We start from the raw sequence: 25,245 nt of genomic DNA, 5'->3' as shown, positions 1-25,245 counted from the left end.
CCCTGACCGTATGACAACGAACTGATCCGGTCCTGGACATAGCCGGAATCGGCCCGAGATTCGCGAAGTCGCCACCGACCGTGACGACATCACGGACGAATCGGTCAGGCCGTCCCGGCTTCGGCGGCGGCGCCGGCCGTGGCGGGGTGCTCGGACTCCAGTGGGGGAGCGCCCACCGCGCAGTGCGTCTTGCACTCCGGCTTCTGCGAGGGCGGCGCGGCCTTCAGCGTGTCCTCCTTGACGGTGAACAGCGTCAGGACGGCCCCGGCGACCAGCATGCCCGCGCAGACCAGCATCGCCTGGTGGAACCCGTGCGAGAACTTGGCCGGGTCGCGGTAGGCGTCGCCGGTCAGCCCGACCAGCGGCGGGATCGCCGCGACCGCCAGCAGGCCCGCCGCGCGCGCCACCGCGTTGTTGACCCCGCTGGCGATCCCCGCGTGCCGGACGTCCGCGCTCGCCAGCACCGTCGCGGTGAGCGGCGCGACCATCGCCGACAGGCCGAGCCCGAACACGAGCACGCCGGGCAGGACGTCCCGCCAGTAGGAGGCGTGCGCGCCGACCCGCGACACCAGCGCCATGCCGCCCGCGGCCAGCAGCAGCCCGACCGTCATCGGGATCCGCGGCCCGATCTTCTGCGCCAGCCCGCCCGCGCGCGACGACAGCAGCAGCATCATCGCCGTCGTCGGCAGCAGCGCCGTGCCCGCCTCGATCGGCGTGAACTTCGCGACCACCTGGAGGTTCAGGACGAACAGGAAGAACATCACGCCCATCGCGCCGTACACGATGAAGGTGACCGCGTTGACCGCCGAGAACTCCCGGTTGGCGAACATCGTCAGCGGCAGCATCGGCTGCGGATGGTGCCCGCCCGGACGGCCCAGCCGCCGCTCCACCAGGACGAACGCGACCGCGCAGCCGATCCCGACCGCCCCGGCGACGGCGACCGAGGCGCCCGAGCCCTTGTTGGGCGCCTCGGTGAGCGCGTAGGTCGTCCCGGCGAGGGTGAGCGCCGCCAGCACCGCGCCGGCGAAGTCGAACCGTCCGGTCGCCTCCGGATCGCGGGTCTCCGGGACGTGCCGCAGCGCGACCAGCACCACGATCACCGCGAGCGGCGCGTTCAGCAGGAACACCCAGCGCCAGCCGGCGACCTCCACCAGCCAGCCGCCCGCGAACGGCCCGATCGCGCCCGCCACGCCGGACAGCCCGGACCAGGCGCCCACCGCGCGCGGCCGGTCGTCCTTGTCGAAGGACGCCTGGATGATCGCCAGCGAGCCAGGGGTCAGCAGCGCGCCGCCGACGCCCTGCAGCGCCCGCGAGGCGATCAGCATCCCGACGTTCTGCGCCGCCCCGCACAGCAGCGAGGCGACCGCGAACCACACCACGCCGATCACGAACACCTTGCGGCGGCCGAACCGGTCGCCGAGCGACCCGCCGAGCAGGATCAGCCCGGCGAGGGTGAGGGTGTAGGCGTTGACCGTCCACTGCAGCCCGGCCATCGAGGCGCCCAGGTCGCCCGCCAGTTTCGGCAGCGCGACGTTGACGACCGTGGCGTCCAGCGACGCCACGCCCGACCCGAGCACCGTCGCCAGCAGGATCCACCGGCCCTGCGGCTGCGACAGCCGGACCCCGCTCATCAGACGATCATCTCGTCCGCGTAGCACCAGCGCCAGTCCTCGCCCGGCTGGAACGACCGGATGACCGGGTGCTTCGCGTCGGCGGCGTGCGCCGACGCGTGCCGCATCGGCGACGAGTCGCAGCAGCCCACGTGGCCGCACTCCAGGCACAGCCGCAGGTGGACCCAGCGGGTCCCGTCCCGCAGGCACTCCTCGCACCCCTCCGGCGTCTGGGGGGCGGGCTCGGGGACGGGCAGCCCCGCGACGTGTTCACAAGTGCTCATGACCGCATCGTCGCATGCCGCCCCGAGCCCGGTCACGCCGGAGGTGATCTTCGCCGCGCGCGGGGCTCAGCGGCGCGGCGTGGTCACCGGCGGCGGGCGGTCACCGGCGGCGGGCGGTCACCGGTGGCGGGCGGTCACCGGTGGGGGCGTGGTCACCAGTGGTCGGGGCTGAACGGCTCGTCCTCGGGACGGGCCGACCCCGACAGCAGCCGCAGGTCCGACTCGACCATCATGGTGACCAGCTCCTCGAAGGTCACCTCCGGCTCCCAGCCGAGCTGCGCGCGGGCCTTCTTCGGGTCGGCGCACAGCAGGTCCACCTCGGCCGGGCGGGTGTACCGCTCGTCCAGGACGACGTGCTGCTCCCAGTCCAGCCCGGCGGTGCGGAAGGCGAACTCGACCAGGTCCCGCACCGACTGGGTCTTGCCGGTGCCGATCACGTAGTCCTCGGGGGTCTCCTGCGCCAGCATCAGCCGCATCGCGCGCGCGTAGTCGCCGGCGAACCCCCAGTCCCGGCGCGCCTCCAGGTTGCCCAGCCGCAGCTCCGACGCCAGCCCGAGCTTGATCCGGGCCGCGCCGAGCGTCACCTTGCGGGTGACGAACTCCGCGCCGCGGCGCGGCGACTCGTGGTTGAACAGGATGCCGCTGACCGCGAACATCCCGTAGGACTCGCGGTAGTTCTGGGTGATGTAGTGCCCGTAGGTCTTGGCGACCCCGTACGGGCTGCGCGGGTGGAACGGGGTCCGCTCGTTCTGCGGCGTCTCCCGGACCATGCCGAACATCTCCGACGAGGACGCCTGGTAGAAGCGGATCTGCTCGTCCCGGGACGGGGTGCGGGACCCGCCGATCCCCGACACGACCCGGATCGCCTCCAGCACGCGCAGCACGCCCATGCCGGTGACCTCGGCGGTCAGCTCCGCCTGCTGCCAGGACATCGGGACGTAGGAGATCGCGCCGAGGTTGTAGACCTCGTCGGGCTGGACCCGCTCGACCGCGGAGATCAGGCTGCCCTGGTCGAGCAGGTCACCGGTGGTGATCCTGATGTCGCCGACGTGCTTGCGCAGCCGGGCGACGTGCGGGTTGGCCTGCCCGCGCACCAGCCCCCAGACCTCGTAGCCCTCGGCGAGCAGGTGCTCGGCGAGGTACGAGCCGTCCTGCCCGGTGATCCCGGTGATCAGTGCTCGCCTGGACAGGGGTTCCTCCAAGGCTTCTCAAGGTCTTCGTGGGGCCCATCTGGCGGCCTGGGCCGGAGATGAACGAGATTCTGGTTCACGAGGTTAGCGACCTCGCGGGGTATTCGCCTAGGCGGGGGCCTGGGCGTCCTTGCGGCGGGCCCGGTAGGCGGCCACGTGCATGCGGTTGCCGCAGGTCCGGCTGTCGCAGTAGCGGCGGCAGCGGTTGCGGGACAGGTCCACCAGGACGCGCCCGCAGTCGGGGGCCTCGCAGGTGCGCAGCCGGTCCAGCTCCCCGGCGGCGACGACGTAGGCCAGCGCCATCCCGCAGTCGGCCGCCAGGTGCTCGCCCAGCGGCGCGCCGGGGGCGAAGAAGTGCACGTGCCAGTCGTAGCCGTCGTGGTCGGTCAGGTGCGGGGTGGTGCGGACGCCGCCGACCACCTCGTTCACCAGCGCCACGGCCGCAGGCGGGTCGCCGGCGGCCAGGAACACCGCGTGGAAGCGGTCGCGCAGGCCGCGCACGAACTCCAGGTCGCGGTCGGTGAGCTCGCCGACGTCGCTGGTGCGGTGCCGGTGCAGCAGGTCGCGCAGCGCGGCGAGGTCGGGCAGGCCCTCCTCGCCGGCCGCCGCGGGCGCGGTGTTGACGAGATCGACCACCGCGGTCAGCGCGTGCTCGGTGTCATGAGTGAAGATCACGGTCACTCCAGTCTCGGAGACCGGGGGCGGTCCGTCCCGTCGCCAGGGGCCGGCGAGGACGCGCCACGCCGCGGTCGGCGCGGCACGAGTCGCCGCGGTCGGCGCGTACACGCGTCGCCACGGCTGGCGCGGACCTTACCGTGGGGGAACGCGCGACGCGCTCCCACCCTAGTCGGCCCGCCCGGCGATCGGCCCCCCTCCGGTCATCCCTCCGTCGCGCCCCGTCCCCCTCCCGTCCCGCCCCCCGCCACCCACCCCGCCCGTCCCCTGCCGGACGCCCGGCAACCCACCCCGCCGTTCGGCCTGCAGGGCGCCTCGGCGGGCGCTTGGCGGGGCGGGGGGCGCATACTCCGGGGGGCGGACGGGAAACGATCTTCTCGTGGGGGAGGACCGCCTGTTCATCGTGCTGCTGGTCGTGGCGATCGTGGTGCTGCTGGCCCGCGCGCTGGCCCGCAGGCTCGGCGTCCCGGACGCGATCCTCCTGGTGGTGCTGGGCATCGCGGCCGGGTTCATGCCCGGGCTGCCGACGGTGACGGTCTCGCCGCGGGTGGTGCTGCTGGGCTTCCTGCCGCCGCTGGTGTACCACGCGGCGTTCTTCTCCGCGCCGCGCGAGACCCGCACCAACGCCGTCCCGATCTTCGCGCTGGCGGTCGGGCTGACCCTGGTCACCACCGCCGCCGTCGCCGGCACCGCGTACGTGCTGCTGCCCGGCACCGGCTGGCCCGCCGCGATCGCGCTCGGCGCGGCCGTCGCGCCCACCGACGCCGTCGCCGCGACCTCGGTGATGCAGCGGCTCGGCGCCGCGCCCCGGCTGGTGACGATCCTGGAGGGCGAGAGCCTGATCAACGACGGTGTCGCGCTGACCGTGTTCGGCCTCGCCGTGGAGGCGATCAACGCGCCGTTCACGGTCGGGCACGGGGTGGTCCGGCTCGTCCAGGTGGTGGTCGGCGGCGTCGCCTACGGCCTGGCGGTCGGGCTGGTCGTGCGGCGGGTGCGGCGGTGGATCTCCGATCCGAGCAGCCAGATCATCGTGTCGCTGATCACCCCGTACATCGCCTACGTCCCGGCGGAGAGCCTCGGCGCGTCCGGGGTGCTGGCGGCCGTGGTGTCCGGGTTCTACCTCGGCACCCACGGCGAGGGCCTGCTGCAGCCCGCGTCCCGGCTGCTGGGCATGACGTTCTGGCGGATCCTGACGTTCCTGCTGGAGTCGGCGCTGTTCGTGCTGCTCGGCCTGGAGATCCGCGAGCTGCTGCACCAGCCGGGCGGCAAGTCCTGGTGGGACGTGGCCTGGATCGCGCTGGCGGTCTCGGTGGTCGTGATCGGCGTCCGGGTGGTGTGGGAGCTGGGCAACGGCCCGATCGCCGACCTGCTGCCCGGCGGCAGGCAGAGCCAGGAGGGCGTGGGCTGGCGGCAGCGCCTGGTCGTCGGCCTGGCCGGGATGCGCGGCGCGATCTCGCTCGCCATCGCGCTGTCCATCCCCGCCGCCGCGGGCCCCGACCGCGAGCTGATGGTGCTGCTGACCGCGCTGGTGGTGCTGGTCACCCTCGTCGGGCAGGCGCCGCTGCTGCCGGTGCTGCTGCGCCGGTTCGGGCTGGTCGAGACCGACCGGCGGCGGCGCGAGGCGATGACCGCCCGGCAGGCCGCCGCGAACGCCGCGCTGGTCCGGCTGGACGAGATGGCCTCGGCGGACGAGGTGGACGAGCGGACCGCCGACACCTTCCGGCAGATGCTCGAACTGCGCCTGGAGCGCGTCGAGTACTTCCTGGACGAGATGGACGAGGACGGCGGCGAGGGCGAGGGGAGGCGCGAGGACCGCGGCGAGCCGCCGGGGAGCCAGCGGGTGCGGGCCGAGCTGGTCCGGGCGCAGCGCGCCAAGCTGAACACCCTCTACCGCAAGGGGAAGATCGGCGCCGCGACGGTCCGCCAGGTCGGCAACGAGCTCGACTTCGCCGAACCGGTCTCCCTCCGCCGTCCCACCTGAGCCGTCCCACCTGAGCCGGCGGCGGGGACGTGCGCCGGGGGAGGGTCAGCGGGCGTAGTTGGGGTCGGCGATGACCGGGTAGGTGGCGCCCTCGTGCTGCACGCGCATGGTGATGGTCTGGCCGTCCAGGACGTAGTCGGCCTTGATCTGCCGGAACATCGAGTCGCCGGCCCACGGGTTGTAGAAGCGGCCGACCGTCGCGCCGTAGCGCAGGTGCACCACGTCGTAGCCGCCGGACGGCATCGCCTCCAGCGCCAGCCCGTCCGCGAGGGAGATCGGGAAGCGGAACTCCATCGGCGCGTTCGGGCCGTGGATCACGGTCAGCAGCCGGACGCCGTGCGCGGTGGTCTGCGCCACCAGGTCGGTGTCGACGTCCACGCCGACGAACACCCGCAGCGTCGGCCGCAGCACCTGCGGGACGGTGTCGGCGGCGGTCAGGTCGACGCCGATGTGGATGCGCTGGCCGTCCTTGGTGGGGACCCACACCCCGTCGCGCGCCCGCTGCCCCCAGGCGACGTCGGGGTTCTCCACCTCCTGGGGCTCGGCCTTGCCCCGGGCTACGAGCACTCGGGAAGCGGCGTTCATCGCGGCCGCCGCACCGTCCCGTGCATGCCTCATGGCGGGCCCCCTCGCCTCCATTGATCACATCCGTGGCATCGCAGTGGTTCTTGGATTCTCACCGGGCAATCGCGGCACGGAGTGCTTGGAACGCACTTGGTGCTTTTCGGCGATTGCCCCACGCGACGACGCAGATTACACCACCGGAAACCGGCCCATCCCGTGATGGCGGCGGGATGGGCCGGTGCTGCCGGGCAGGGGACGGGCCGGAACCGGTCAGCACACCTCGGGAAGCGGTTCCAGGGCGCCGTCGGTGAGGTCGGCGAGCGCTCCGGACAGCCGGTCGAGCGCCTCCGCGACCCAGGGCAGCGCCGCCGGGTCGGGGGAGGCGAGCGCGGCGAGGCGGTGCTCGTCGTCGGGGCCGTAGAGCAGGCTCGGGGCGACCCGCATCCGCAGCGCCTCGGCGTCGTCGCCGAAGGCCGAACCGGGCAGGACGCCGACCCCGTGCCGCTCCAGCAGCAGGGCGGTCAGCCCGGCCCCGGTGGTCACGCCGTGCACGGCCCGCAGCCGGTCCCGGACGGGGTCGAGGTCCGGGTAAAGGTAGAACGCGCCCTGGGGGCGGGGGACGCGCGCCCCGGCGGCGGTGAAGCGCTCGCCGACCGCGCGGACGACCGCGGCGTGCAGGCGGCGGCTCGCGTCGATGTGCGCGACCAGTTCCGGCGGTTCGCCGAAGGCGTAGGCGGCGGCGTGCTGGACGGGCGCGGGCGCGCTGGACCAGATCTCGCTGGCGATCCCGGTGAGCGAGTCGCGCAGCTCCGCGCCGAACGGGCCGTCCGGGAGCCGGGCGACGCCGAGCCGCCAGCCGCCCGCGCCAAGGCTCTTGCTCAGCGCCGTGGTGACGACCGTCCGCTCCGGGGCCCACAGGGCGGGGCTCTGCACCGAGCCGTCCGGGTCGTGCAGCAGGTCGCGGTAGATCTCGTCCGAGATGATCACCAGGTCGTGGTCGCGGGCGGCCTCGCAGAGCCGCTGGACCGTTCCGGCCGAGGCGAGCGTCCCGGTCGGGTTGTCCGGCAGCGTCACCACGACCGCGCGCAGCGGCCGGCCCGCCGCCCGCGCCCTGACGCACGCGTCGGCGAGCAGCGCGGGGCTGGGCACACCGCCCTCGCCCGGCGGGGTGGCGATCAGCACGGGGTCGGCGCCCAGCAGCGCCGCCTGCGCGGCGTAGGACACCCAGCTCGGCTTCGGCACCGCGACCGCTCCGCCCAGCGACAGCAGCAGCGCGAACAGCAGCGGCTTGCTGCCGGGGCCGGCGACGATCCGGTCGGGCGCGGTGGGCATCCCGCGGCGCGTCCAGTAGCCGGCGACCGCCTCGCGCAGCTCGTCGGACCCGGCGACCGGGCCGTACCCGCCCCGTCCCGCGGCCTCCGCCAGCGCCGCGGTCAGCGCGGGATGGATCGGGATTCCGGCCTCGCCGAAACCCAGCGGCAGCACCGGGAGGCCCGCGCGGGCACGGCGGGCCAGCGCCTCGTTGACGGCGAGCGTGGCGGACAGCGGGACGGCTCTGGGCGTGGTGGCGACCGGCCGGACGGCGGACGGACTGAGGGCAGGCATCAACGCTCCTGGGCGGAGTGAGTGGATTTCGGTTAGTGCTCGGCGGGGATGCGCGGAGTGAAGGCGCGACCCCCGGGAGTGACCCGGCCGGGTTCGACTCCATGCTTGCTCGTCCAGAGCATCACCACAAGCGCCTCTCGACGATGCTCACCGTAAGATGTGCTTATGCTCGAAGTCCGCCGACTGAAACTGCTGGCCGAGTTCGCCCGCCGCGGCAGCATCGCCGCGACCGCCGCGGCCCTCGACTACACCGCCTCCGCGGTCTCCCAGCAGCTGGCCGCGCTGGAGCGCGAGGCGGGCGTCCCGCTGCTCGACCGCACCGCCCGCAGCGCCGAGCTGACCGATGCCGGACGCCGCCTCGCCGCCCGCGCCGAGGAGATCCTCGGACTCGTGGAAGTGGCCGAGGCCGAACTGTCCGCCCAGGCCGGCGCGCCCATGGGCCGGATCGCGGTGACCGCGTTCCCGACCGCCGCCGTGGCCTTCGCCCCGGCCCTGGCGCACGGCCTCGCCGAGTACCCCGGCCTCACCTTCGTGCTACGCCAGACCCGCCTCGGCAACGGTGTCAACCAGGTCCGCGGCGGGGAGGTCGACATCGCCCTGGTGGACGACTGGACCGGCTCGCTGCCCGACCAGGCCCCCGCGTCCCTGGAGGTCTTCCGGCTGCGCCGCGACCCGCTGGTGCTGGTCGTCCCGGCGGGCCACGAGCTGTCCGACCCGGAGCGCCCGGTGGACCTGCGCAGGCTGCGCGACGAGCCGTGGATGGCGGCCCCGCCCGGCGAGCCGTCCCGCCAGGCCGTGGACCGGCTGCTCGCCGACGTCGGCGGCACCGGCCCGGTCCCGTGGGAGTTCGAGGGCCTGCACACCATCCTCAGCCTGGTCGAGCGCGGCCTCGGCATCACCGCCGTCCCCGCGCTCGCCCTGGCCGCCGAGAACCGCGGCCTCGCCGTCCGCCGCATCCCCGGCTGCACGCTGGCCCGCGAGGTCTACGCCGTCACCCGCGCCGCCAGCGTCCGCCGCCCCGCCGTCGCCGTCACCCTCCGCACCCTCTACGCCGCCGCCCGCCACGCGACCCCCGCCCTCCCCGACACCTGACCCGCCCGGGTCGGATCGCCCGGGCGTGACCGCGCCCGGCGAAGACCCTGCGGCTGCGTTCGAGATGCCCCGAACGTGCCCCCGGGGCCTGGCGCCGGCGGCAGGCGGCGGGCGGCGGGTGCGCAGGCGCCGGTCAGGAGTAGTCGAACCAGCCCTGCATCTTGGCGCCGAACATCAGGTCGCCGGAGATCTTGATCTTGCCGGTCATCACGCCGGTGACGCCGTTGAGCTCGCCGGTGCACAGGCGCAGCAGGCTGATCAGGGAGACGCCGAGGGTGACGGTGGGCTTGGCCGGGGCGCCGCGGCCGCCGGTCGCGCGGCCGCCGGCGATGTCGAGGTGGTAGGTGCGCGGGCCGTCGGGGGTCTTGACGTTCCACTGGACGCTGCCGGCGCCGTCGCCCGCCTTCTCCGGGACGAACCGGCCGCCCATGAGGCCGAAGATGCGGTCGAGCACGTCGTCCACCCCGGCGGCCCGGACGAACTCGGCGACCACCTTGTCGTCGACGCCGTCGGCGTGCAGCAGCTCCCGCAGCTCGGCCGGGGTGCTCACCGCCTCCAGCATCTGCTTGAAGCCGTCAGCGTCGGACGGGATCTGCACACCCATGGCGCCTCCTCGGTGAGACCTGGTCCCCGCACTATTAACGAGGGGTCCAATACGGGTCAAGGGGGACGACCGGATCGGTCCAGGTGCCGCCTGCGGCAGGGGCGCGCGGTGGCGGCGAGGGGGAGTCGGGCGGCCCGTAAAGCGGTTCCAGGCATGTCCCAAAATCGTCTAGATTTGTCCTTCGTATGCCATCTGGGGGATTCGGGGGGAATTCATGGCGAACGGGCGTCTCGGCATGGCCGCCGCGGGGGCGGGGGCGGTGCTCGTCCTGGTGTCGGCGTGCGGCGGCAGCGGCGGTGGCGGGGGGACCGCGCGCGGCGAGCTGGCCGCCGAGTCGTCCAACCCGGTGACCGTCACCCCGGCGAACGGCGCGACCGCCGTGAAGCCGGACGGGACGGTCGAGGTGAAGACCTCCGCCGGGACGCTGGACGCCGTGACGCTGCAGGGCGGCGGCAAGGCCGTCGAGGGGCAGGTCTCGGCCGATCGCAAGAGCTGGCGCTCGTCCCGGACGCTCATCCCGGGCACCGACTACACCGTCACCGCCCAGGGCAAGCGGAACGGCAAGCCCGTCACGTTCACCAGCCGGTTCAGCACGCTCAAGCCGTCCAAGACGCTGAAGGTCGTGGACATCACGCCCAACCGGTCCGGTGAGAAGGTCGGCGTGGGCATGCCGATCTTCGTCCGCTTCAACCGCGCCGTCACCGGCAAGGCCGCCAAGGCCGCCGTCGAGCGCACGCTGACCGTCACCCCGGAGAAGCCCGTCGAGGGCGCCTGGCGCTGGATCGGCGACAGCCAGGCCGTCTACCGCACCAGGACCTACTGGGCACCGCACCAGACCGTGAAGATCGACGCCAGGCTGGCCGGGGTCGACGCGGGCAACGGCGTCTACGGCGCCAAGGACTCCGCGGCCACCATGCAGGTCGGCGCGGAGCAGATCACCAAGGGCGACATCTCCGAGCACGAGATGACCGTCTACCGGGACGGCCGGAAGGTGCGCCGCATCCCGTTCAGCGCGGGTAACGGCACCACCCGCGAGTACACCACCACCAGCGGCGCGCACCTGCTGATGGAGCGCGAGAGCCACGTGACGATGGTGTCCCCGGGACGCAAGCCCGGCGACCCCGGCTACTACAAGACCGACGTCGACTGGGCCGTCCGGTTCTCCAACAGCGGCGAGTACACCCACTCGGCGCCGTGGAACGTCGGCATCCAGGGCTCGGCCAACACCAGCCACGGCTGCCTGAACCTCAGCCCGGCCAACGCGCGCTGGTACTACGACCACGCCCAGCGCGGCGACGTCCTCAACCTGACCGGCAGCACCCGCAAGGTCGAGTGGGACAACGGCTGGAGCTTCTGGCAGATGCCCTTCGACACCTGGAAGCAGGGCAGCGCGCTCGCCTGACCCGGTCGGCCGGGTTGGCAACGCTTTGATCTCGGACGCCGGAGATGCCCATCTCAGGCCCCACGGCAACCACATTTGTCGCTAATGTCTGGCCCATACGGCGGGGCATGGAGGTTGACGTGGGGCGGACGCTCACCGCGGGGGTGCGGACGGGCGCGGGGCTGACCGCGATGGCGCTGGCGCTGGCGGCGTGCGGCGGCGGCGAGAAGCACAGCGGCACGAACGTGGACGGCAAGGCCGAGGCGGGGTCGCCGCAGCTGACCATCACACCGGGCAACGGCGACGGCAAGGCCGCGCCGGAGGCGGGCGTGGTCGTCAAGGTCGCCGGCGGCACGCTGGACCAGGTCGTGGTCACCCGCAAGGGCAAGCCCGTCGAGGGCGAGATGTCGGCGGACAAGACCACCTGGCAGTCCCGCACGCTGCGGCCCGGCAGCCAGTACCAGGTGCAGGCGTCGGCGCGCAGCCCCAAGGGCAAGACCGCGACCGCCAGCAGCGCGTTCGGCACCGTCAAGGCCGGCAGCGAACTGGAGATCACCGACGTCACCCCGAACTCGGGGGAGAAGGTCGGCATCGGCATGCCGATCATGGTGACCTTCAACCGGGACGTGGACGACCGCAAGGCCGTGGAGAAGTCGCTCCAGGTCCGGTCCGAGAAGCCGGCCGTCGGCGCGTGGAAGTGGATCGACGACTCGCACGTCACCTTCCGCACCAAGAACGGCCAGTACTGGCAGGCCAACCAGAAGGTCACCTTCACCGCGAGGCTGTCCGGCGTGAAGGCGGGCAAGCGCACCTACGGCGTGGACGACTTCACTCGCGCGTTCAAGATCGGTGACGCGCACATGGTCACCGTGAACACCAAGACGCACCGCCTGGTGGTGAAGAAGAACGGCGTCAAGGTCAACGGCTGGGGCATCAGCGCCGGCCGCGGCGGGATGATCCGCGACGGGGTGGACGTCTACCAGACCACCAGCGGCGTCCACCTGACCATGGGCAAGGAGAACCCGGCGATCATGACGTCCGAGTGGATGGGCGTGAAGCCGGAGGACAAGGCGCACGGGGGCTACAAGGAGGTCATCCCGTTCGCGGTCCGGATCTCCGACAGCGGCGAGTACATCCACTCGATGGCCTCCACCGTGTGGGCGCAGGGCGAGGAGAACGTCAGCCACGGCTGCGTGAACTCCCCGCCGGAGAAGGCCGAGTGGTACTACGGCTTCTCCTACCGCGGCGACCCGGTGGTCATCACCGGCACCGACCGGGACCTGCCGTGGAGCAACGGCTGGGGCTTCTACCAGCAGTCCTGGGCCAAGTGGCTGCGCGGCAGCGCGCTCGGCCAGGAGGTCAGCACCACCGGCTGAGCTGAGGGCCGACTCTTCGCCGCATTCGCCGTATAAGCGGACACGGCGCTGTCGGCGCACGCGGATTCGGCGCGCCAGGATCGGGAAAGCCCTTCGGTTCGGCCGTTCCGTCGACCAGGATGGGCGCGGGAGCACTGAGTCTGCCCGGAACCGGGGGTCCGGATGGTGGCACGTCAGGCAGCGAAGGCGCCCGCGGGCGCCGGGGCCGCCAAGCGGCGCAGGAAGCTGAGGGCACGGCTGAAGGATCCGGGGCGCGCCGCGCACCGGGGCCTGCGGCGGCTGGCGTTCGCGCTGCTGCGCCTGACCGCGCGCGGACGGCCCGCGCCCGCCCGCGCCGGACGCCCCGTCGTGCGCGTGCTGCTCCAGCACGCCAACGGCACCGGCGGGACGATCCGGACCGTCCTCACCACCTGTGCTCACCTCGCCGAGGACCACGACGTCGAGATCGTCAGCGTGCTCCGGTGGCGGGAGGACCCGTTCTTCCCCGTCCCTGACGGCGTCCGGGTCAGCGTCGCCGACGACCGGCTCACCCCGCCGCGCGGGCCCGTCGCGCGCTGGGCGCGCCGCGTGCTGCGCCGCCTGCCGAGCGTGCTGACCCCGCTGGAGGACGCCGCCTTCCGCGACATGAACCTCTGGACGGACCTGCGGCTCGTCCGCGCCGTCCGGTCCCGGCCCGCCGACGTGCTGGTCGGTACGCGCCCGTCGCTGAACCTGCTGCTCGCCGAGCTGGCCCCGAAGGGCGTCATCACGATCGGGCAGGACCACCGCCACCTGCCCGGATACCGGCCCGCCCTGCGCGCCGAGATCGTCCGGCGGTACGGGCGGCTGACCGCGCTCACCACCCTCACCGCCGCCTCCCGCGCCGGGTTCGCCGAGGCCCTGGCGGGCACGCCGGTCCGGATCGTCACGATCCCGAACGCGCTGACCGAGCTGCGTGGCGGCCCGTCCCAGCGGGACGAGCCGGTCGTGCTGGCCGCCGGGCGCTTCGTCCGCGCGAAGGGCTTCGACCTGCTGATCAAGGCGTACGCGCCGCTCGCGGAGAAGTACCCGGACTGGACGTTGCGGATCCACGGCGGCGGCGCCCGTGAGGAACGCCTCCGCAAGCAGATCGCCGAGCTGGACGTCGGCGACCGGATCGAGCTGCTGCCGCGCACCGACATGGGCGAGGCGCTGGAGCACGCCTCGGTCTACGTGCTGTCGTCCCGGATGGAGGGCATGCCGCTGGTGCTGCTGGAGGCGATGAGCAAGGGCCTCGCGGTCGTCGCGTTCGACTGCCCGGCCGGCCCCGCCGAGATGATCGAGGACGGCGTGGACGGCCTGCTCGTCCCGGCCCGCGACGTGGACGCCCTCACCTCCGCGCTCGACCGCGTCCTGTCGGACCGCGACCTGCGCGACCGGCTCGGCAAGGCCGCGCCCGCCAGCACCGACGCCTACCGCCTGGACCGCATCGGCCCGCTCTGGTCCCACCTCCTGGACGACCTCCTCCACCGCCCCTGACGCCAGGGTCGGCGCTGAGGCAAGGCCCACGGCCGGTCAGGGCCGCCCGCGCCAGAGGCGGCGGTCGGCCGGGACAGGCCGCCGGTCAGGGAAAGCAGCAGGTCAAGAACACCGGCGGCTCAGCGTCAGCGACGGCCGGACCCGGGGATCAGTGGCGGGAAAGGGCGGTGCGGGGGCGGTGGGTGGCGGGGGTCTGGCCGGTGAGGCGGTCGCCGCCGGCGCGCGGCTGGCGGGTCGGCGACGGCGCGGGACCGGTGCCCGTCCCGCCCTTGAGGTGCTCGGTCATCCACTGGAACATCGGGCGCAGCGCGTTGCGCCACGTCCGGAAGTCGTGGCCGCTGCCCTTCAGCACCGTGAGCGGCGCGACCTGCCGGTGCTCGCGCAGCAGCGCCACGAAACCGCGGGCCGCGGTGGTGTCGCCCGCCGCCTCCGAGCCGGAGGCCAGCCAGAACAGCGGCAGGTGCGCGCCCGCGGACATGCGCTCCAGCGCCCGCATCGGGGTGTTCTGGTCGCGGGCCTTCTGGTCGCCGGCGAACGGGTCGCGGCGTCCCGCCGGGGTCCGGTTGGTGGGCAGCGGCTGGAAGTAGCCGCTCAGCACGGCCGCCACGCCGTAGGTGCGGGTGTGCCGGAGGGCGAGGTTCGCCACGCAGTAGCCGCCCTCGGAGTACCCGGCCAGGCCCCAGCCGTCGCCGGGCGGCCGGACCCGCAGCGTCCCGGAGACGTAGTCAGGGACGTCGCGGGTGAGGAACGTCTCGTCCTGCGGGCCGTCCTTGGCGTTCAGGCACTGCCCGGACAGCCGCCGCCCGCCGCTGATGTCGGGCATGACCAGCACGGCCGGGTCGGCGCGGTGCTCCCGGACGGCCAGCGCGAGCGTCTGCGGAGCGGGGATGTGCCGGGTCCAGTCGGTGGGGGTGCCGGGGGAGCCGTGCAGCAGCTCCACGGCCGGGAACCGGTAGGAGGAGTAGGCCGGGTCGAAGTACTGCGGCGGCAGGTAGACCAGCACCTGGCGGACCAGCCCGCTGGCGCGGCCGTTCATCCGGACGTTCACCAGCCGCCCGCCCGCCACGGTCTGCCCGTGCGCGTTGGGGAACCCGGCGCTGAAGGCCTTCACCTCGGGGACGCCGTGCCCGTTGCCGCTGGAGTCGTCGGCCACGTCGCGGTAGATGTCGGTCCAGCCCTGGTAGTAGCCGTAGTAGCGGTTGACGGCGGCGATCCCGAACAGCGCGGCGGTGAGGAAGGCGCAGAACGCCGCGACGACGCGCAGCGCGACGTTGCCGGTCCGGTACTGCCACCAGGTGGCCGCGACGAATCCCAGTAGCAACAGCAGGAACACCAGAATGTTCTGCGGCCCGATCATGCCGATCCCCGATCCCCGTTTTGTGACTAGCGCAGTACCCCCGTGTGCCCCAGGGAGTAACGGCCCGGCTGAGGATAGACGCACAAACCGTGCGGTCCTGCACCGACCCTAATCTTTCGGATCATCCTCCCGTCAACGGTCGAGATCGCGTAGACGACCCCGTCGTACCGTCCTGACAGCCAGAGCACCCTCCCGTCCGCGGAAACGCCGCCCATGTCGGGCGAGCCGCCGCCGGGCAGCCGCCAGGTGCGTTCGACCCGGCCGGAGCCGAACGCGACCAGCGAGACCGACCCCTCCCCTCGGTTCGAGACGTACAGCACTTTCGAGTCCCTGCTGACGTACAGGCCGTGCGCGCCCTTTCCGGTCGGGATGAACCCGGTTTTCCGGAAACTCCGGGCGTCGATGGCCCACACCCCGTTCGTCGCCATGTCCGCCACGTAGAACGTACGACCGTCCGGTGACAGTTTCACGTCCTGCGGCATCGCGTGATGCGTCAGCGAGAGCATGCCGGTCAGGCGCTGCCCGGCGGTGTCGATCCGCAGGACGTCGCCGGAGAACTCGCAGGCGGTGAGGAAGAAGTCGCCCGAGGCCGAGAAGTCCGCGTGGTTGGGGCCCCGGCACGGCACCTTCACCGACTTGACCAGCTTCATGGTGTGCGCGTCGCGGAAGTCGATCCGCTCGTTCCGCTCGGCCATGACGACCGCGTATTTCCCGTCCGGCGTGAAGTAGAGGTTGTACGGATCGTCCACGTGGACGGGTTTCCCGTGCTTGCCCGTACGCGGGTCGATCGGGACGAGGTCGTTGGAGTCGTTGTCATTGACCCAGAGCGTCGTCAGGTCCCAGGACGGGACGACGTGCTGCGGCAGCCTGCCGACCTTGAACCGGTCCACCTGCTTGAAGGTGTTCTGGTCCAGGACGATCACGTCGTCGCTCTTGGTGTCGGGGACGTAGACGCGGGCTGGCATGTCCTTCACGGCGGGGCTGAGCATGCCGGGCCGGTCGTGCTCGTACACGTCGGTGCCGTTGGCGCTCTCCTTGGACGAGGGCGGCGGCGGCATCGGCGGAGCGGCCCTGCCATGCCCGGCGTGGTCGCCACCATGGTGGTCGGAGCCGCCGCACGCCGCGAGCCCCGAAGCGGCAACCAGGGCAAGGCAGAGCGCGGCGACGCGCCCCGCCAGGGGTGATCCGCTCATGAGGCCAGCAGAGTCGAGACGGTGACGGGTTTCAAGCCCCGGCGCCCCAGGCCGTCCAGGATGGCGGGCATGGCGCGGACCGTTCCGGCGTGGCCGAGGTGCATGCTCACGATCGACCCGTTGGCGATCTTGCCGAGGACGGTACCGGTGACGGCGTCCGCGCCCGGGTCGGTGTTGTCCAGCGAGTCCAGGTCGTAGGACAGGCACGAGTGGTACCCGGCGCGGGCCGCCTGCGTGCGGACCGTTTTGGACGCGTGCTGCGTCTGCGATGGACGGAACCAGCGTCCCGGCGACCCGGTGAGCTTGCGCAGCCGGTCCGCGCAGCCCGCGATCTCCGCGTAGGCGCGTTCGGGCGTCATCGCGGTGATGTCGCCGTGGCTGAGGGTGTGGTTGCCGAGCTCGTGCCCGGCCGCGACGATCGCGCGGGCGGTGTCGGGCTGCTCGTCCAGCCACGTCCCGACCGCGAGGACCGTCACCGCCGCGCCGCCCTTGGCGAACTCGGCGAGCAGCCGTCGCGCCAGCCCGGGGTCGCCCGCGCCGTGGAAGGTCAGCGCGACCTGCGGGACCCGGCGCGGGCCGTGCGTGATCTCCCCGGCCACGTGCACCGGCCCGGTCGGCGCGGCAGGGCCGGACGGGCCGGACGTCGGGTCGGCCGAGGGCGGAGGAGAAGGGGACGCGGACGCCGCCCGGCGCCCGTGCGCGCCGCACGCGGCGGCGAAACCGGTGGCCAGCGCTCCCGCTGCCACGCCCAGGATGCTGCGTCGCTGCACCGTCACGCGAGCCAGCGTACGGACCTCCGGATGAGCGCTCGGTTAACGTCCGATTCCGCCGCGTGTCCACGTCGTGGCCCGCGGGCTCCGTCCGCCACTCGCCGCGCCGCCCCGGTGCTTAACCCATTACTAACCTTTGCTGTGCTCTACTGCGGACCCTGCGTGCGCCCGACTGATCGCGATCCCGGGGGAATCGGGAGGCAGGGGTTACCTCATGCACAAGCCAGTACTCGCCATCGGAGCGGTGGCCACGGCGCTGCTCCTCACCGCCTGCGGGGGCGGCGGCAAGAAGACCGCGGCGCCCTCGCCGTCCGACTCCGGCTCGCCGAGCGCCTCGCCGTCCGACAGCGGCGGGCCGTCCGGCACGCCGAGCGGTCCGGCGACCGGGCCGACCAAGCCGGGCAAGACCACTCCGTCGGACGGGCCGCTGGTCGGCCCGGGCACCAAGTGCGGCACGGTCACCGTGAAGGCGGGCCGGATCAGCTGCGCCCACGCCGAGAAGGTGTTCGGCATCTACGCCCAGAAGAAGACCGCCACGGGGTCGGCGTCGTTCAGCGGCTGGGTCTGCCACCACACGACCGCGCCGAAGGGGACGTCCTGCACCCGCAGCGGCGTCACCATCCACTCGCCGGAGTGACCGGCCCGCCCTTGCTGAGTTGATCGGCCCGTACTGAGTGATCGGCCCGCGCCGAGCCGGGTGCGGGCCACGGACGGGAGCGGCGCGGCCTGCCGGGGCCGCGCCGCTCCCTTTTCCGTAGCGGCCGCTCCCTCTCCGGTCCGGCCGCTTCGTCCTCTCAGCCGCGCCCGCCGGGGCCGCAGGACAGGGCCGCCGCGTCCACGACGTCGGCGAGCCGGCCATTGCGCCGGTGGACGCGGCGCTGCCGGTCCGCGCCGGTGCCGCCGGCGATCAGCCGGTCCAGGCCCGCCGCGACCCGGTCGAAGTCGCCCGCGTCGTCCAGGGCGGGCCGGGCGTGGTCGAGCAGCCCGGCCGCCAGGTCGGTGAACCGCGCCGGACGGCCCGTTCGAACGTCCATCCCGTTGCCGGCCAGGCCGTCGCGGGCCGCCAGCCAGTAGGCGGCGCGCAGCATCTCCTGGGACGGCGCGGGCGGGTCGGCGCCGTCCTCGGCCGCCGCGAGCGCGACCTGCGCCAGCGCCCGGACGAGCGCGGCGAACAGCGCGGCCTCCTCGGCGGTCAGCGCCACGTCGGCCAGCCGCACCTCCAGCGTCGGCAGCCGGGACGAGGGCCGGACGTCCCAGAACACCGTCGCGGCGTCCATCAGCGCGCCGCAGGCGAGCAGCGTGCCGACCAGTTCCTCGTAGTGCGCCAGCGACTCGAACAGCGGCGGTGGACCGGCCACCGGCCAGCGCGCCCACGACATCACCCGCCAGCACGCGTGCCCGGTGTCGCGGCCCGCCCAGAACGGCGAGTTGGCGGTCATCGCCAGCAGCGTCGGCAGCCACGGCCGCAGATGGTTGCTGACCTGCACCGCTCGGGACCGGTCGGGCATCTCCACGTGCACGTGGCAGGAGCAGATGCACTGCTCGTCGTCCAGCGCGCGGTAGGTGGCCAGGCTGTCGGCGTAGCGCGGACCAGGGCTGATCGGCGGCGGCAGCAGGTCGCCAAGGACGGGCGTGCCCGTCGCGACCAGCATCAGGCCCTCGGCGCGCGCCGCGTCGGCCATCGCCGCCCGCATCGCGCGGATCTGCTCGGCCAGCTTGTCCAGGTCGTCGCACGGGGGCGTCTTGGCCTCGGCCAGGAAGCACACCAGCTCGGTGGAGGCGCGCTCGCCGAGGCTGCCCGCCGCGCGCGCCACGACCCGGCCGGCGCGCGGCACCACCTGCCGGGAACGGGGATCGACGACGAAGTACTCTTCCTCGATGCCGAACCTGGGGGCCATCCCACCACCTCGGTGCCGGGGCCGGCGCGGCGCGGCCCTGCTGCGGCCCCGCCGAGCTCGGACGGTCACCTCGACGGTACGTGCCGGACCGTCCGGTTGCACCCCCGGGGTCGGGGTGCGGTCAGGGAGGTGTCAACCCCGCCGCGGTACGGGTTCGGGCCGGACGAATCTGGGGTACCGGACGCGGACTTGCGGGCACCCCGGTCGTCCGCGGGGTGCAAGTGCTCGCCTACCATCCCTGCCATGACGGTGCCGCCTGAAGAACTCGAACTGGCCGCCGCCTTCCCCCCGGCCGAGCGCGACCGGTGGCGGGAGATGGTGAAGGGGGTGCTGCGCAAGACCGGCGCGGCGTCCGAGGACACCCCCCTCGACGAGATCGAAGGGCTGCTCGCCCACGAGACCTACGACGGCGTTCCTATCGCCGCGCTCTACACCGCCGAGGACTCCGCCCCCGGACGCCCCGGGCTCGCCCCGCGCGTGCGCGAGGTCAGGCCGGACGGCGAGGGCCTCGCGGGCTGGGACGTCCGCCAGCGGCACGGCGACCCCGACCCCGAGACGACGCGCGCGGCGATCCTCGCCGACCTGGAGAACGGCGCGACCTCGGTGTGGCTGACGCTCGGCGCGGGCGGCATCCCGGTTCCGGCGCTGCCGGAGGTGCTGCGGGACGTCCACCTGCACATGGCGCCGGTCGTCCTGGACGCGGGCGCGGAGACCGGCGAGGCCGCCGAGGCGTTCCTGTCGCTCGCCGCCGAGCGCGGCACCGAGCCGTCCGGGAACCTGGGCGCCGACCCGCTCGGCCTGGCCGCCCGGACCGGCGTCCCGGCCGTCCTGGACGATGTGGCGGTGCTGGCGATCCGGTGCGTCCGGGAGTTCCCGAAGGTGCGCGCCTTCACCGTCGATGCGACGCCGTACCACGACGCGGGCGGCGGCGACGCCGACGAGCTCGGCGCGGCCGTCGCCGCCGGGGTCGCCTACCTGCGCGTCCTCACCGATGCCGGGCTGAGCGTGGACGAGGCGTTCGGGCAGATCGAGTTCCGGTTCGCCGTCAACGCCGACCAGTTCGCCTCGATCGCCAAGCTGCGCGCCGCGCGCCGGCTCTGGCAGCGCGTCGCCGAGGTCTCCGGCGCCTCGGACGGGACGGACGCGCGGATCCACGCCGTCACGTCCTCGGCGATGATGACCCGGCACGACCCGTGGGTGAACATGCTGCGCACCACGGTCGCGGCGTTCGCGGCCGGGGTCGGCGGCGCGGACGCGGTCACCGTCCAGCCGTTCGACGCCCGCCTCGGCCTGGCCGAGGACTTCTCCCGGCGCATCGCCCGCAACACCCAGACGCTGCTGCTGGAGGAGTCGAGCCTGGCGCGCGTGGTCGACCCGGCGGGCGGCTCCTGGTACGTCGAGCGCCTCACCGAGGACCTGGCCCAGGCCGCGTGGAGCTGGTTCACCGAGATCGAGAAGGCGGGCGGGCTCGCCGCGGCGCTGGCGTCCGGGCTGGTCGCGCGGCGCGTGGGGGAGACCTGGGAGCGCCGCCGCCGCGACATCGCCCGGCGGAAGGCCCCGCTGACCGGTCTCAGCGAGTTCCCGAACCTCGCCGAGGAGCTGCCCGTCCGCGAGCCCGCCCCTGCCGCTCCGAACGGCGGCGGGCTGCCGGTGGTCACCTACGGGCAGGACTTCGAGGCCCTGAGGGAACGCTCCGACGCCCACCTCGCCGCCACCGGCGCGCGCCCGCGGGTCTTCCTTGCCACCCTCGGCCCGGTCGCCGCGCACACCGCCCGCGCGTCCTTCGCCGCCAACCTGTTCCAGGCGGGCGGCGTCGAGACCGTCAGCGGCCCGCCGGAGGAGTTCGCCGCGTCCGGCGCGACGATCGCGTGCCTGTGCTCGTCCGACAAGGTGTACGAGCAGGACGCGGCGGACGCCGCCCGCGCGCTGCGCGACGCCGGAGCGGTAAAAGTATGGCTCGCGGGTAAGGGCGCCTTCGACGGAGTCGACGCGCGGATCTTCGCCGGATGCGACGCGGTGGAGGTCCTCACGACCACCCTCACCGATCTGGGAGTGAACCGATGATCCCCGACTTCTCCGAGATCGACCTCGGCGCGCCGGTCACCGCCGACGAGGCCGCCAAGCGCTGGCGCTCGGCCGCCGGTGACGAGGCCTCGGTGTGGGACACCCCCGAGGGCATCGCCGTCCCGTCCCTCTATACCGGCGACGACCTGGCCGAACTGGACTTCCTGCACACCCTGCCGGGCATCGCGCCCTACCTGCGCGGCCCCTACCCGGCGATGTACGCCACCCAGCCGTGGACGGTCCGCCAGTACGCGGGCTTCTCCACCGCGAGCGAGTCCAACGCGTTCTACCGGCGCAACCTCGCCGCCGGGCAGAAGGGCCTGTCGGTCGCGTTCGACCTGGCCACCCACCGCGGCTACGACTCCGACCACCCGCGCGTCGCCGGGGACGTCGGCATGGCGGGCGTCGCGATCGACTCGATCTACGACATGCGGCAGCTGTTCGACGGCATCCCGCTGGACCGGATGTCGGTGTCGATGACCATGAACGGCGCGGTGCTGCCGGTCATGGCCCTGTACATCGTGGCCGCCGAGGAGCAGGGCGTGGCGCCCGAGGCGCTGGCCGGGACCATCCAGAACGACATCCTCAAGGAGTTCATGGTCCGCAACACCTACATCTACCCGCCCGCGCCGTCCATGCGGATCATCTCCGACATCTTCGCGTTCACCTCGCGGCGGATGCCGAAGTTCAACTCCATCTCGATCTCCGGCTACCACATCCAGGAGGCCGGGGCCACCGCCGACCTGGAGCTGGCCTACACCCTCGCCGACGGCGTCGAGTACATCCGCGCCGGCCGCGACGCGGGCCTGTCGATCGACGCGTTCGCGCCGCGGCTGTCGTTCTTCTGGGCGATCGGGATGAACTTCTTCATGGAGGTCGCCAAGCTGCGCGCGGCGCGGCTGCTGTGGGCGAAGCTGGTGAAGGGGTTCGGCCCAGAGAACCCCAAGTCGCTGTCGCTGCGGACGCACTCCCAGACGTCCGGCTGGTCCCTGACCGCGCAGGACGTCTACAACAACGTCGCCCGCACCTGCATCGAGGCGATGGCCGCCACGCAGGGCCACACCCAGTCGCTCCACACCAACGCGCTGGACGAGGCCCTGGCCCTGCCGACCGACTTCTCCGCGCGGATCGCCCGCAACACCCAGCTGCTGCTCCAGCAGGAGTCCGGGACGACCCGCACGATCGACCCGTGGGGCGGCTCGGCCTACGTCGAGCGGCTCACCTACGACCTCGCGCGCCGCGCCTGGGGCCACATCGAGGAGGTCGAGCGCGCCGGCGGCATGGCCCGCGCGATCGACGAGGGCCTGCCCAAGCTGCGCATCGAGGAGGCCGCGGCGCGGACGCAGGCGCGCATCGACTCCGGCCGCCAGCCGGTGATCGGCGTGAACAAGTACCGTCCGGACGCCGACCAGGACATCGAGGTGCTGAAGGTCGACAACGCCTCCGTCCGCGCGCAGCAGCTCGACAAGCTGCAGCGGCTGCGCGCCGAGCGCTCGGGCGACGACGTGCGCACCGCGCTGGACGCGCTGACCCGCGCCGCGTCCGCTGCCGAGGCGGGCACCCGCGGCTCCGGACTGGACGAGAACCTGCTCGCGCTGGCCATCGACGCGGCCCGCGCCAAGGCCACCGTCGGGGAGATCTCCGACGCGCTGGAGCGGGCCTACGGACGGCACTCCGCGCAGATCCGTACGATCTCCGGTGTGTACCGGGAAGAGGCGGGCCGGGTGTCGGCGATCGAGAAGGCGCGCGCCCTGACGGCCGCGTTCGAGGAGGCCGAGGGGCGGCGGCCGCGCATCCTGGTCGCCAAGATGGGGCAGGACGGCCACGACCGCGGCCAGAAGGTCATCGCGACCGGCTTCGCCGACCTCGGCTTCGACGTCGACGTGGGCCCGCTGTTCCAGACCCCGGCCGAGGTCGCCCGGCAGGCGGTCGAGGCGGACGTGCACGTCGTCGGGGTCAACTCGCTGGCCGCCGGGCACCTGACGCTCGTCCCGGCGCTGCGCGCCGAGCTGGCCGCGCTGGGCCGCGACGACATCATGATCGTCGTCGGCGGGGTCATCCCGCCGCAGGACTTCGCCGAGCTGCGTGCCGCCGGCGCCGCGGCGATCTTCCCGCCCGGCACCGTCCTGGCCGACGCCGCGCAGGACCTGCTCCGCGACCTGGCCGCGAACCTGGGCCACACCGACCTGTCCGCCGAAGCGCCGGAGCGCGGAGAGGCCGGCCGCGCTGAGGCCGGCCGCGAAGGGGCGGAGCGCGCGGAGCCGGGGTCGGACGGGTGAGCCCTGCGGCGCTCGAGGACTACGTCACCGGCGTCCGGGACGGCTCGCGCGCGTGGATCGCCCGCGCGATCACGCTGGTCGAGTCGTCCCGCCCGGACCACCGCGACCTCGCCCAGCGGCTGCTGGTCGAGCTGACGCCGTTCACGGGCAAGGCGCGCCGGATCGGCATCACCGGCGTTCCGGGCGTCGGCAAGTCCACCTTCATCGATGCGCTCGGGACGAACCTGACCGGGGCGGGCCACCGCGTCGCGGTGCTCGCGGTGGACCCGTCGTCCACCCGGTCCGGCGGGTCGATCCTGGGCGACAAGACGCGCATGAACCGGCTGGCCGTCGACCCGGCCGCGTTCATCCGGCCGTCCCCGACCGCCGGGACGCTCGGCGGCGTCGCCAAGGCCACCCGCGAGGCGATGGTCGTCATGGAGGCCGCCGGGTACGACGTCGTCCTGGTCGAGACGGTCGGCGTCGGGCAGTCGGAGACCACGGTCGCCGAGATGGTGGACACCTTCCTGTTCCTCACCCTCGCCCGGACCGGCGACCAGCTCCAGGGCATCAAGAAGGGCGTCCTGGAACTGGCCGACGTCATCGCCGTGAACAAGGCCGACGGCCCGCACGCGATGGAGGCCAAGCGCGCCGCGCGGGAGCTGGCCGGGGCGCTGCGGCTGCTGCGCAGCGAGGAACGCGCCCACGACACCCCCGTCCTGACCTGCAGCGCCATCGAGAACACCGGCCTCGACCAGGTCTGGGACGCGCTGGTCGCCCACCAGGACCGGCTCGCCGCCTCGGGCGAGCTGGACCGGCGCCGCCGCGCGCAGCAGGTGCGCTGGACCTGGGCCATGGTCCGGGACCGGCTCCTCGCCGAACTGCATGCGCACCCGGCCGTGCGCGAGATCGCGCCGGACCTGGAGGCCGAGGTGACCGCCGGAACCCTCACCCCCGCGCTGGCCGCCGACCGCATCCTGCGCGCCTTCGACCGCTGACCCGGACACCGCCAGGGGACAGGACCGGCGGCGCTGGGGGACGGGACCGGCTGCGCCGGGGGACGGACGGGCGGCGCTGGAGGACGGGACAGGCCGCGCTGGAGGGACAGGACAGGCCGCGCTGGAGGACGGGACAGGCCGCGCTGGGGGACGGGACAGGTGAGATCGGGCCGAAGCGCGCGCCGGGTTCCGGCCGTGTCGTATCGGTTGGGTCGCGTCCGGCTCGCGCGACGCCCGGATCCGGTACAAAGTCCTGATGGACGTCATCGCGCTCGATGATCCGACGGACCCGCAGATCCGCGGCTGGCACGCCGTCCTGGCCGCGGTGCACGCCGCCGAGCCCGACGGCGACCCGGCGCCGCAGCCGCACCAGACCGCCGCCCGCCTGCTCGGCCCCGAGCAGGGCTCCCGGCAGCGGCTCTGGGCCGCGATGTCCGGACCGGCCATGGTCGGCGTCGCCGCGCTGCGGCTGCCCGGCGAGCCCGGAGCCGACCGCCCGGGCGAGATCGACATCCGCGTCCACCCGGCGCACCGGCGGCACGGCGTCGCCGCGCGCCTCCTCGCCGCCGCCGCCGACGGCCTGCGCGCCGACGGCCGCACCAGCGTGATCGCCCAGGTGCTCGCGCGCCCGCCCGCGGTCGGGTTCCTGGAGGCGCAGGGCTTCCGGCTCGTGCTCACCCTCCAGGGCCTGCTGCTGCGCCTGTCGGACCTGCCGCCCGGCCGGGTGGACGAGCTGCTGGCGAACGGGCCCACCGGTTACGAGCTGCTCCGCTGGCGCGGCGTCGTCCCGGACGGGTTCGCCGACGCGCTGGCCAAGGCCAAGCACGCCATGGCCGACCTCGCGAGTA

The 25,245-nt window shown here is 73.6% G+C and carries 21 protein-coding genes; 10 read left to right on the top strand and 11 right to left on the bottom strand.

The window, feature by feature from the left end; all coding sequences use genetic code 11:
• Nucleotides 1–104 precede the first annotated feature (104 nt).
• From FHU30_RS30335 to FHU30_RS30320, 4 genes are all read right to left on the bottom strand, one after another.
• Nucleotides 105–1,631 carry an MFS transporter gene (locus FHU30_RS30335; protein ID WP_253880400.1) on the bottom strand — a complete coding sequence of 509 codons (1,527 nt, stop codon included), beginning with the start codon at nt 1,629–1,631 and terminating at the stop codon, nt 105–107.
• The gene (locus FHU30_RS30330; RefSeq protein ID WP_253880399.1) at nt 1,631–1,894 is read right to left on the bottom strand and encodes a UBP-type zinc finger domain-containing protein; all 264 of its coding nucleotides are present in this window, start codon (nt 1,892–1,894) and stop codon (nt 1,631–1,633) included. The genes FHU30_RS30335 and FHU30_RS30330 overlap by 1 nt, the downstream gene beginning before the upstream one ends.
• Before the next feature lie 152 nt (nt 1,895–2,046).
• Nucleotides 2,047–3,084, bottom strand: coding sequence for a GDP-mannose 4,6-dehydratase (locus FHU30_RS30325; protein WP_253880874.1), 1,038 nt, complete (start codon nt 3,082–3,084; stop codon nt 2,047–2,049).
• Nucleotides 3,085–3,192: 108 nt separating this feature from the next.
• Nucleotides 3,193–3,759 carry a CGNR zinc finger domain-containing protein gene (locus FHU30_RS30320; protein ID WP_253880398.1) on the bottom strand — a complete coding sequence of 189 codons (567 nt, stop codon included), beginning with the start codon at nt 3,757–3,759 and terminating at the stop codon, nt 3,193–3,195.
• Nucleotides 3,760–4,138: 379 nt separating this feature from the next.
• Between FHU30_RS30320 and FHU30_RS30315 the strand changes: the two genes are divergently transcribed.
• On the top strand, nt 4,139–5,740 hold the full coding sequence (locus FHU30_RS30315) for a Na+/H+ antiporter (protein WP_253880397.1): 1,602 nt from the start codon (nt 4,139–4,141) through the stop codon (nt 5,738–5,740).
• 45 nt (nt 5,741–5,785) lie between these two features.
• Here the strand turns inward: FHU30_RS30315 and FHU30_RS30310 are convergent, their stop codons facing one another.
• Nucleotides 5,786–6,358 carry a hypothetical protein gene (locus FHU30_RS30310; protein ID WP_253880396.1) on the bottom strand — a complete coding sequence of 191 codons (573 nt, stop codon included), beginning with the start codon at nt 6,356–6,358 and terminating at the stop codon, nt 5,786–5,788.
• 216 nt (nt 6,359–6,574) lie between these two features.
• Nucleotides 6,575–7,909, bottom strand: coding sequence for a pyridoxal phosphate-dependent aminotransferase (locus FHU30_RS30305; protein WP_253880395.1), 1,335 nt, complete (start codon nt 7,907–7,909; stop codon nt 6,575–6,577).
• 165 nt (nt 7,910–8,074) lie between these two features.
• Between FHU30_RS30305 and FHU30_RS30300 the strand changes: the two genes are divergently transcribed.
• Nucleotides 8,075–9,001: a LysR family transcriptional regulator gene (locus FHU30_RS30300; protein WP_253880394.1), complete on the top strand. Its 927-nt coding sequence runs from the start codon at nt 8,075–8,077 to the stop codon at nt 8,999–9,001.
• 133 nt (nt 9,002–9,134) lie between these two features.
• On the opposite strand, the gene FHU30_RS30295 is transcribed toward FHU30_RS30300, so the two are convergent.
• Entirely contained in the window at nt 9,135–9,605 is a 471-nt protein-coding gene (locus FHU30_RS30295; protein WP_253880393.1) for an SCP2 sterol-binding domain-containing protein, read from the bottom strand.
• A 214-nt stretch (nt 9,606–9,819) separates the two neighbouring features.
• Here FHU30_RS30295 and FHU30_RS30290 point away from each other — a divergent pair, with 214 nt between their 5' ends.
• From FHU30_RS30290 to FHU30_RS46450, 3 genes are all read left to right on the top strand, one after another.
• Entirely contained in the window at nt 9,820–11,007 is a 1,188-nt protein-coding gene (locus FHU30_RS30290) for a L,D-transpeptidase (RefSeq protein WP_253880392.1), read from the top strand.
• A 107-nt stretch (nt 11,008–11,114) separates the two neighbouring features.
• Nucleotides 11,115–12,362: a L,D-transpeptidase gene (locus tag FHU30_RS30285; protein ID WP_253880391.1), complete on the top strand. Its 1,248-nt coding sequence runs from the start codon at nt 11,115–11,117 to the stop codon at nt 12,360–12,362.
• 162 nt (nt 12,363–12,524) lie between these two features.
• Nucleotides 12,525–13,859 (top strand): glycosyltransferase family 4 protein, encoded by a 1,335-nt coding sequence (locus tag FHU30_RS46450; protein WP_301323888.1) that lies wholly within the window; start codon nt 12,525–12,527, stop codon nt 13,857–13,859.
• Nucleotides 13,860–14,007: 148 nt separating this feature from the next.
• Here FHU30_RS46450 and FHU30_RS30270 read toward each other — a convergent pair whose 3' ends face one another.
• Genes FHU30_RS30270 through FHU30_RS30260 form a run of 3 tightly spaced genes read right to left on the bottom strand, consistent with a single transcriptional unit; the run spans nt 14,008 to nt 17,185 of the window.
• On the bottom strand, nt 14,008–15,216 hold the full coding sequence (locus FHU30_RS30270) for an alpha/beta hydrolase (protein ID WP_253880390.1): 1,209 nt from the start codon (nt 15,214–15,216) through the stop codon (nt 14,008–14,010).
• Between the two features lie 26 nt (nt 15,217–15,242).
• Nucleotides 15,243–16,409, bottom strand: a complete 1,167-nt coding sequence (locus FHU30_RS30265; protein ID WP_253880389.1) for a YncE family protein — start codon at nt 16,407–16,409, stop codon at nt 15,243–15,245.
• On the bottom strand, nt 16,406–17,185 hold the full coding sequence (locus FHU30_RS30260; RefSeq protein WP_253880388.1) for a polysaccharide deacetylase family protein: 780 nt from the start codon (nt 17,183–17,185) through the stop codon (nt 16,406–16,408). Before FHU30_RS30260 ends, FHU30_RS30265 begins: the two co-directional genes overlap by 4 nt.
• A gap of 208 nt (nt 17,186–17,393) precedes the next feature.
• Between FHU30_RS30260 and FHU30_RS30255 the strand changes: the two genes are divergently transcribed.
• Complete coding sequence (locus tag FHU30_RS30255) at nt 17,394–17,816, top strand: hypothetical protein (protein ID WP_253880387.1); 423 nt, start codon at nt 17,394–17,396, stop codon at nt 17,814–17,816.
• A 157-nt stretch (nt 17,817–17,973) separates the two neighbouring features.
• On the opposite strand, the gene FHU30_RS30250 is transcribed toward FHU30_RS30255, so the two are convergent.
• On the bottom strand, nt 17,974–19,077 hold the full coding sequence (locus FHU30_RS30250) for a carboxylate-amine ligase (protein WP_253880386.1): 1,104 nt from the start codon (nt 19,075–19,077) through the stop codon (nt 17,974–17,976).
• Between the two features lie 243 nt (nt 19,078–19,320).
• Here FHU30_RS30250 and FHU30_RS30245 point away from each other — a divergent pair, with 243 nt between their 5' ends.
• The 4 genes from FHU30_RS30245 to FHU30_RS30230 form a co-directional block, all read left to right on the top strand.
• Nucleotides 19,321–21,141 carry a methylmalonyl-CoA mutase family protein gene (locus FHU30_RS30245; protein WP_253880385.1) on the top strand — a complete coding sequence of 607 codons (1,821 nt, stop codon included), beginning with the start codon at nt 19,321–19,323 and terminating at the stop codon, nt 21,139–21,141.
• A complete protein-coding gene (scpA, locus tag FHU30_RS30240; protein ID WP_253880384.1) occupies nt 21,138–23,420 on the top strand; it encodes a methylmalonyl-CoA mutase in 2,283 nt (760 codons plus the stop codon). Before FHU30_RS30245 ends, scpA begins: the two co-directional genes overlap by 4 nt.
• The gene (meaB, locus tag FHU30_RS30235; RefSeq protein ID WP_253880383.1) at nt 23,417–24,397 is read left to right on the top strand and encodes a methylmalonyl Co-A mutase-associated GTPase MeaB; all 981 of its coding nucleotides are present in this window, start codon (nt 23,417–23,419) and stop codon (nt 24,395–24,397) included. Before scpA ends, meaB begins: the two co-directional genes overlap by 4 nt.
• Before the next feature lie 256 nt (nt 24,398–24,653).
• Nucleotides 24,654–25,245 (top strand): GNAT family N-acetyltransferase (locus tag FHU30_RS30230; protein WP_253880382.1); only part of this gene is annotated, 592 nt, incomplete at its 3' end.

Origin of the sequence: Actinomadura rupiterrae (genome assembly GCF_024172125.1) — a bacterium.
Classification (GTDB): Bacteria; Actinomycetota; Actinomycetes; order Streptosporangiales; family Streptosporangiaceae; genus Spirillospora; species Spirillospora rupiterrae.
Note: the sequence above shows the minus strand (reverse complement) of the source record. Positions and strands in the feature narration are given on the sequence as shown.

Coding starts and splice junctions, on each gene's coding strand:
- FHU30_RS30335 (WP_253880400.1), bottom strand. CDS start 1,631: ATGAGCGGGGTCCGGCTGTCGCAGCCGCAGGGCCGGTGGATCCTGCTG.
- FHU30_RS30330 (WP_253880399.1), bottom strand. CDS start 1,894: ATGAGCACTTGTGAACACGTCGCGGGGCTGCCCGTCCCCGAGCCCGCC.
- FHU30_RS30310 (WP_253880396.1), bottom strand. CDS start 6,358: ATGAGGCATGCACGGGACGGTGCGGCGGCCGCGATGAACGCCGCTTCC.
- FHU30_RS30305 (WP_253880395.1), bottom strand. CDS start 7,909: ATGCCTGCCCTCAGTCCGTCCGCCGTCCGGCCGGTCGCCACCACGCCC.
- FHU30_RS30300 (WP_253880394.1), top strand. CDS start 8,075: ATGCTCGAAGTCCGCCGACTGAAACTGCTGGCCGAGTTCGCCCGCCGC.
- FHU30_RS30295 (WP_253880393.1), bottom strand. CDS start 9,605: ATGGGTGTGCAGATCCCGTCCGACGCTGACGGCTTCAAGCAGATGCTG.
- FHU30_RS30290 (WP_253880392.1), top strand. CDS start 9,820: ATGGCGAACGGGCGTCTCGGCATGGCCGCCGCGGGGGCGGGGGCGGTG.
- FHU30_RS30285 (WP_253880391.1), top strand. CDS start 11,115: ATGGAGGTTGACGTGGGGCGGACGCTCACCGCGGGGGTGCGGACGGGC.
- FHU30_RS46450 (WP_301323888.1), top strand. CDS start 12,525: ATGGTGGCACGTCAGGCAGCGAAGGCGCCCGCGGGCGCCGGGGCCGCC.
- FHU30_RS30270 (WP_253880390.1), bottom strand. CDS start 15,216: ATGATCGGGCCGCAGAACATTCTGGTGTTCCTGCTGTTGCTACTGGGA.
- FHU30_RS30265 (WP_253880389.1), bottom strand. CDS start 16,409: ATGAGCGGATCACCCCTGGCGGGGCGCGTCGCCGCGCTCTGCCTTGCC.
- FHU30_RS30255 (WP_253880387.1), top strand. CDS start 17,394: ATGCACAAGCCAGTACTCGCCATCGGAGCGGTGGCCACGGCGCTGCTC.
- FHU30_RS30250 (WP_253880386.1), bottom strand. CDS start 19,077: ATGGCCCCCAGGTTCGGCATCGAGGAAGAGTACTTCGTCGTCGATCCC.
- FHU30_RS30245 (WP_253880385.1), top strand. CDS start 19,321: ATGACGGTGCCGCCTGAAGAACTCGAACTGGCCGCCGCCTTCCCCCCG.
- scpA (WP_253880384.1), top strand. CDS start 21,138: ATGATCCCCGACTTCTCCGAGATCGACCTCGGCGCGCCGGTCACCGCC.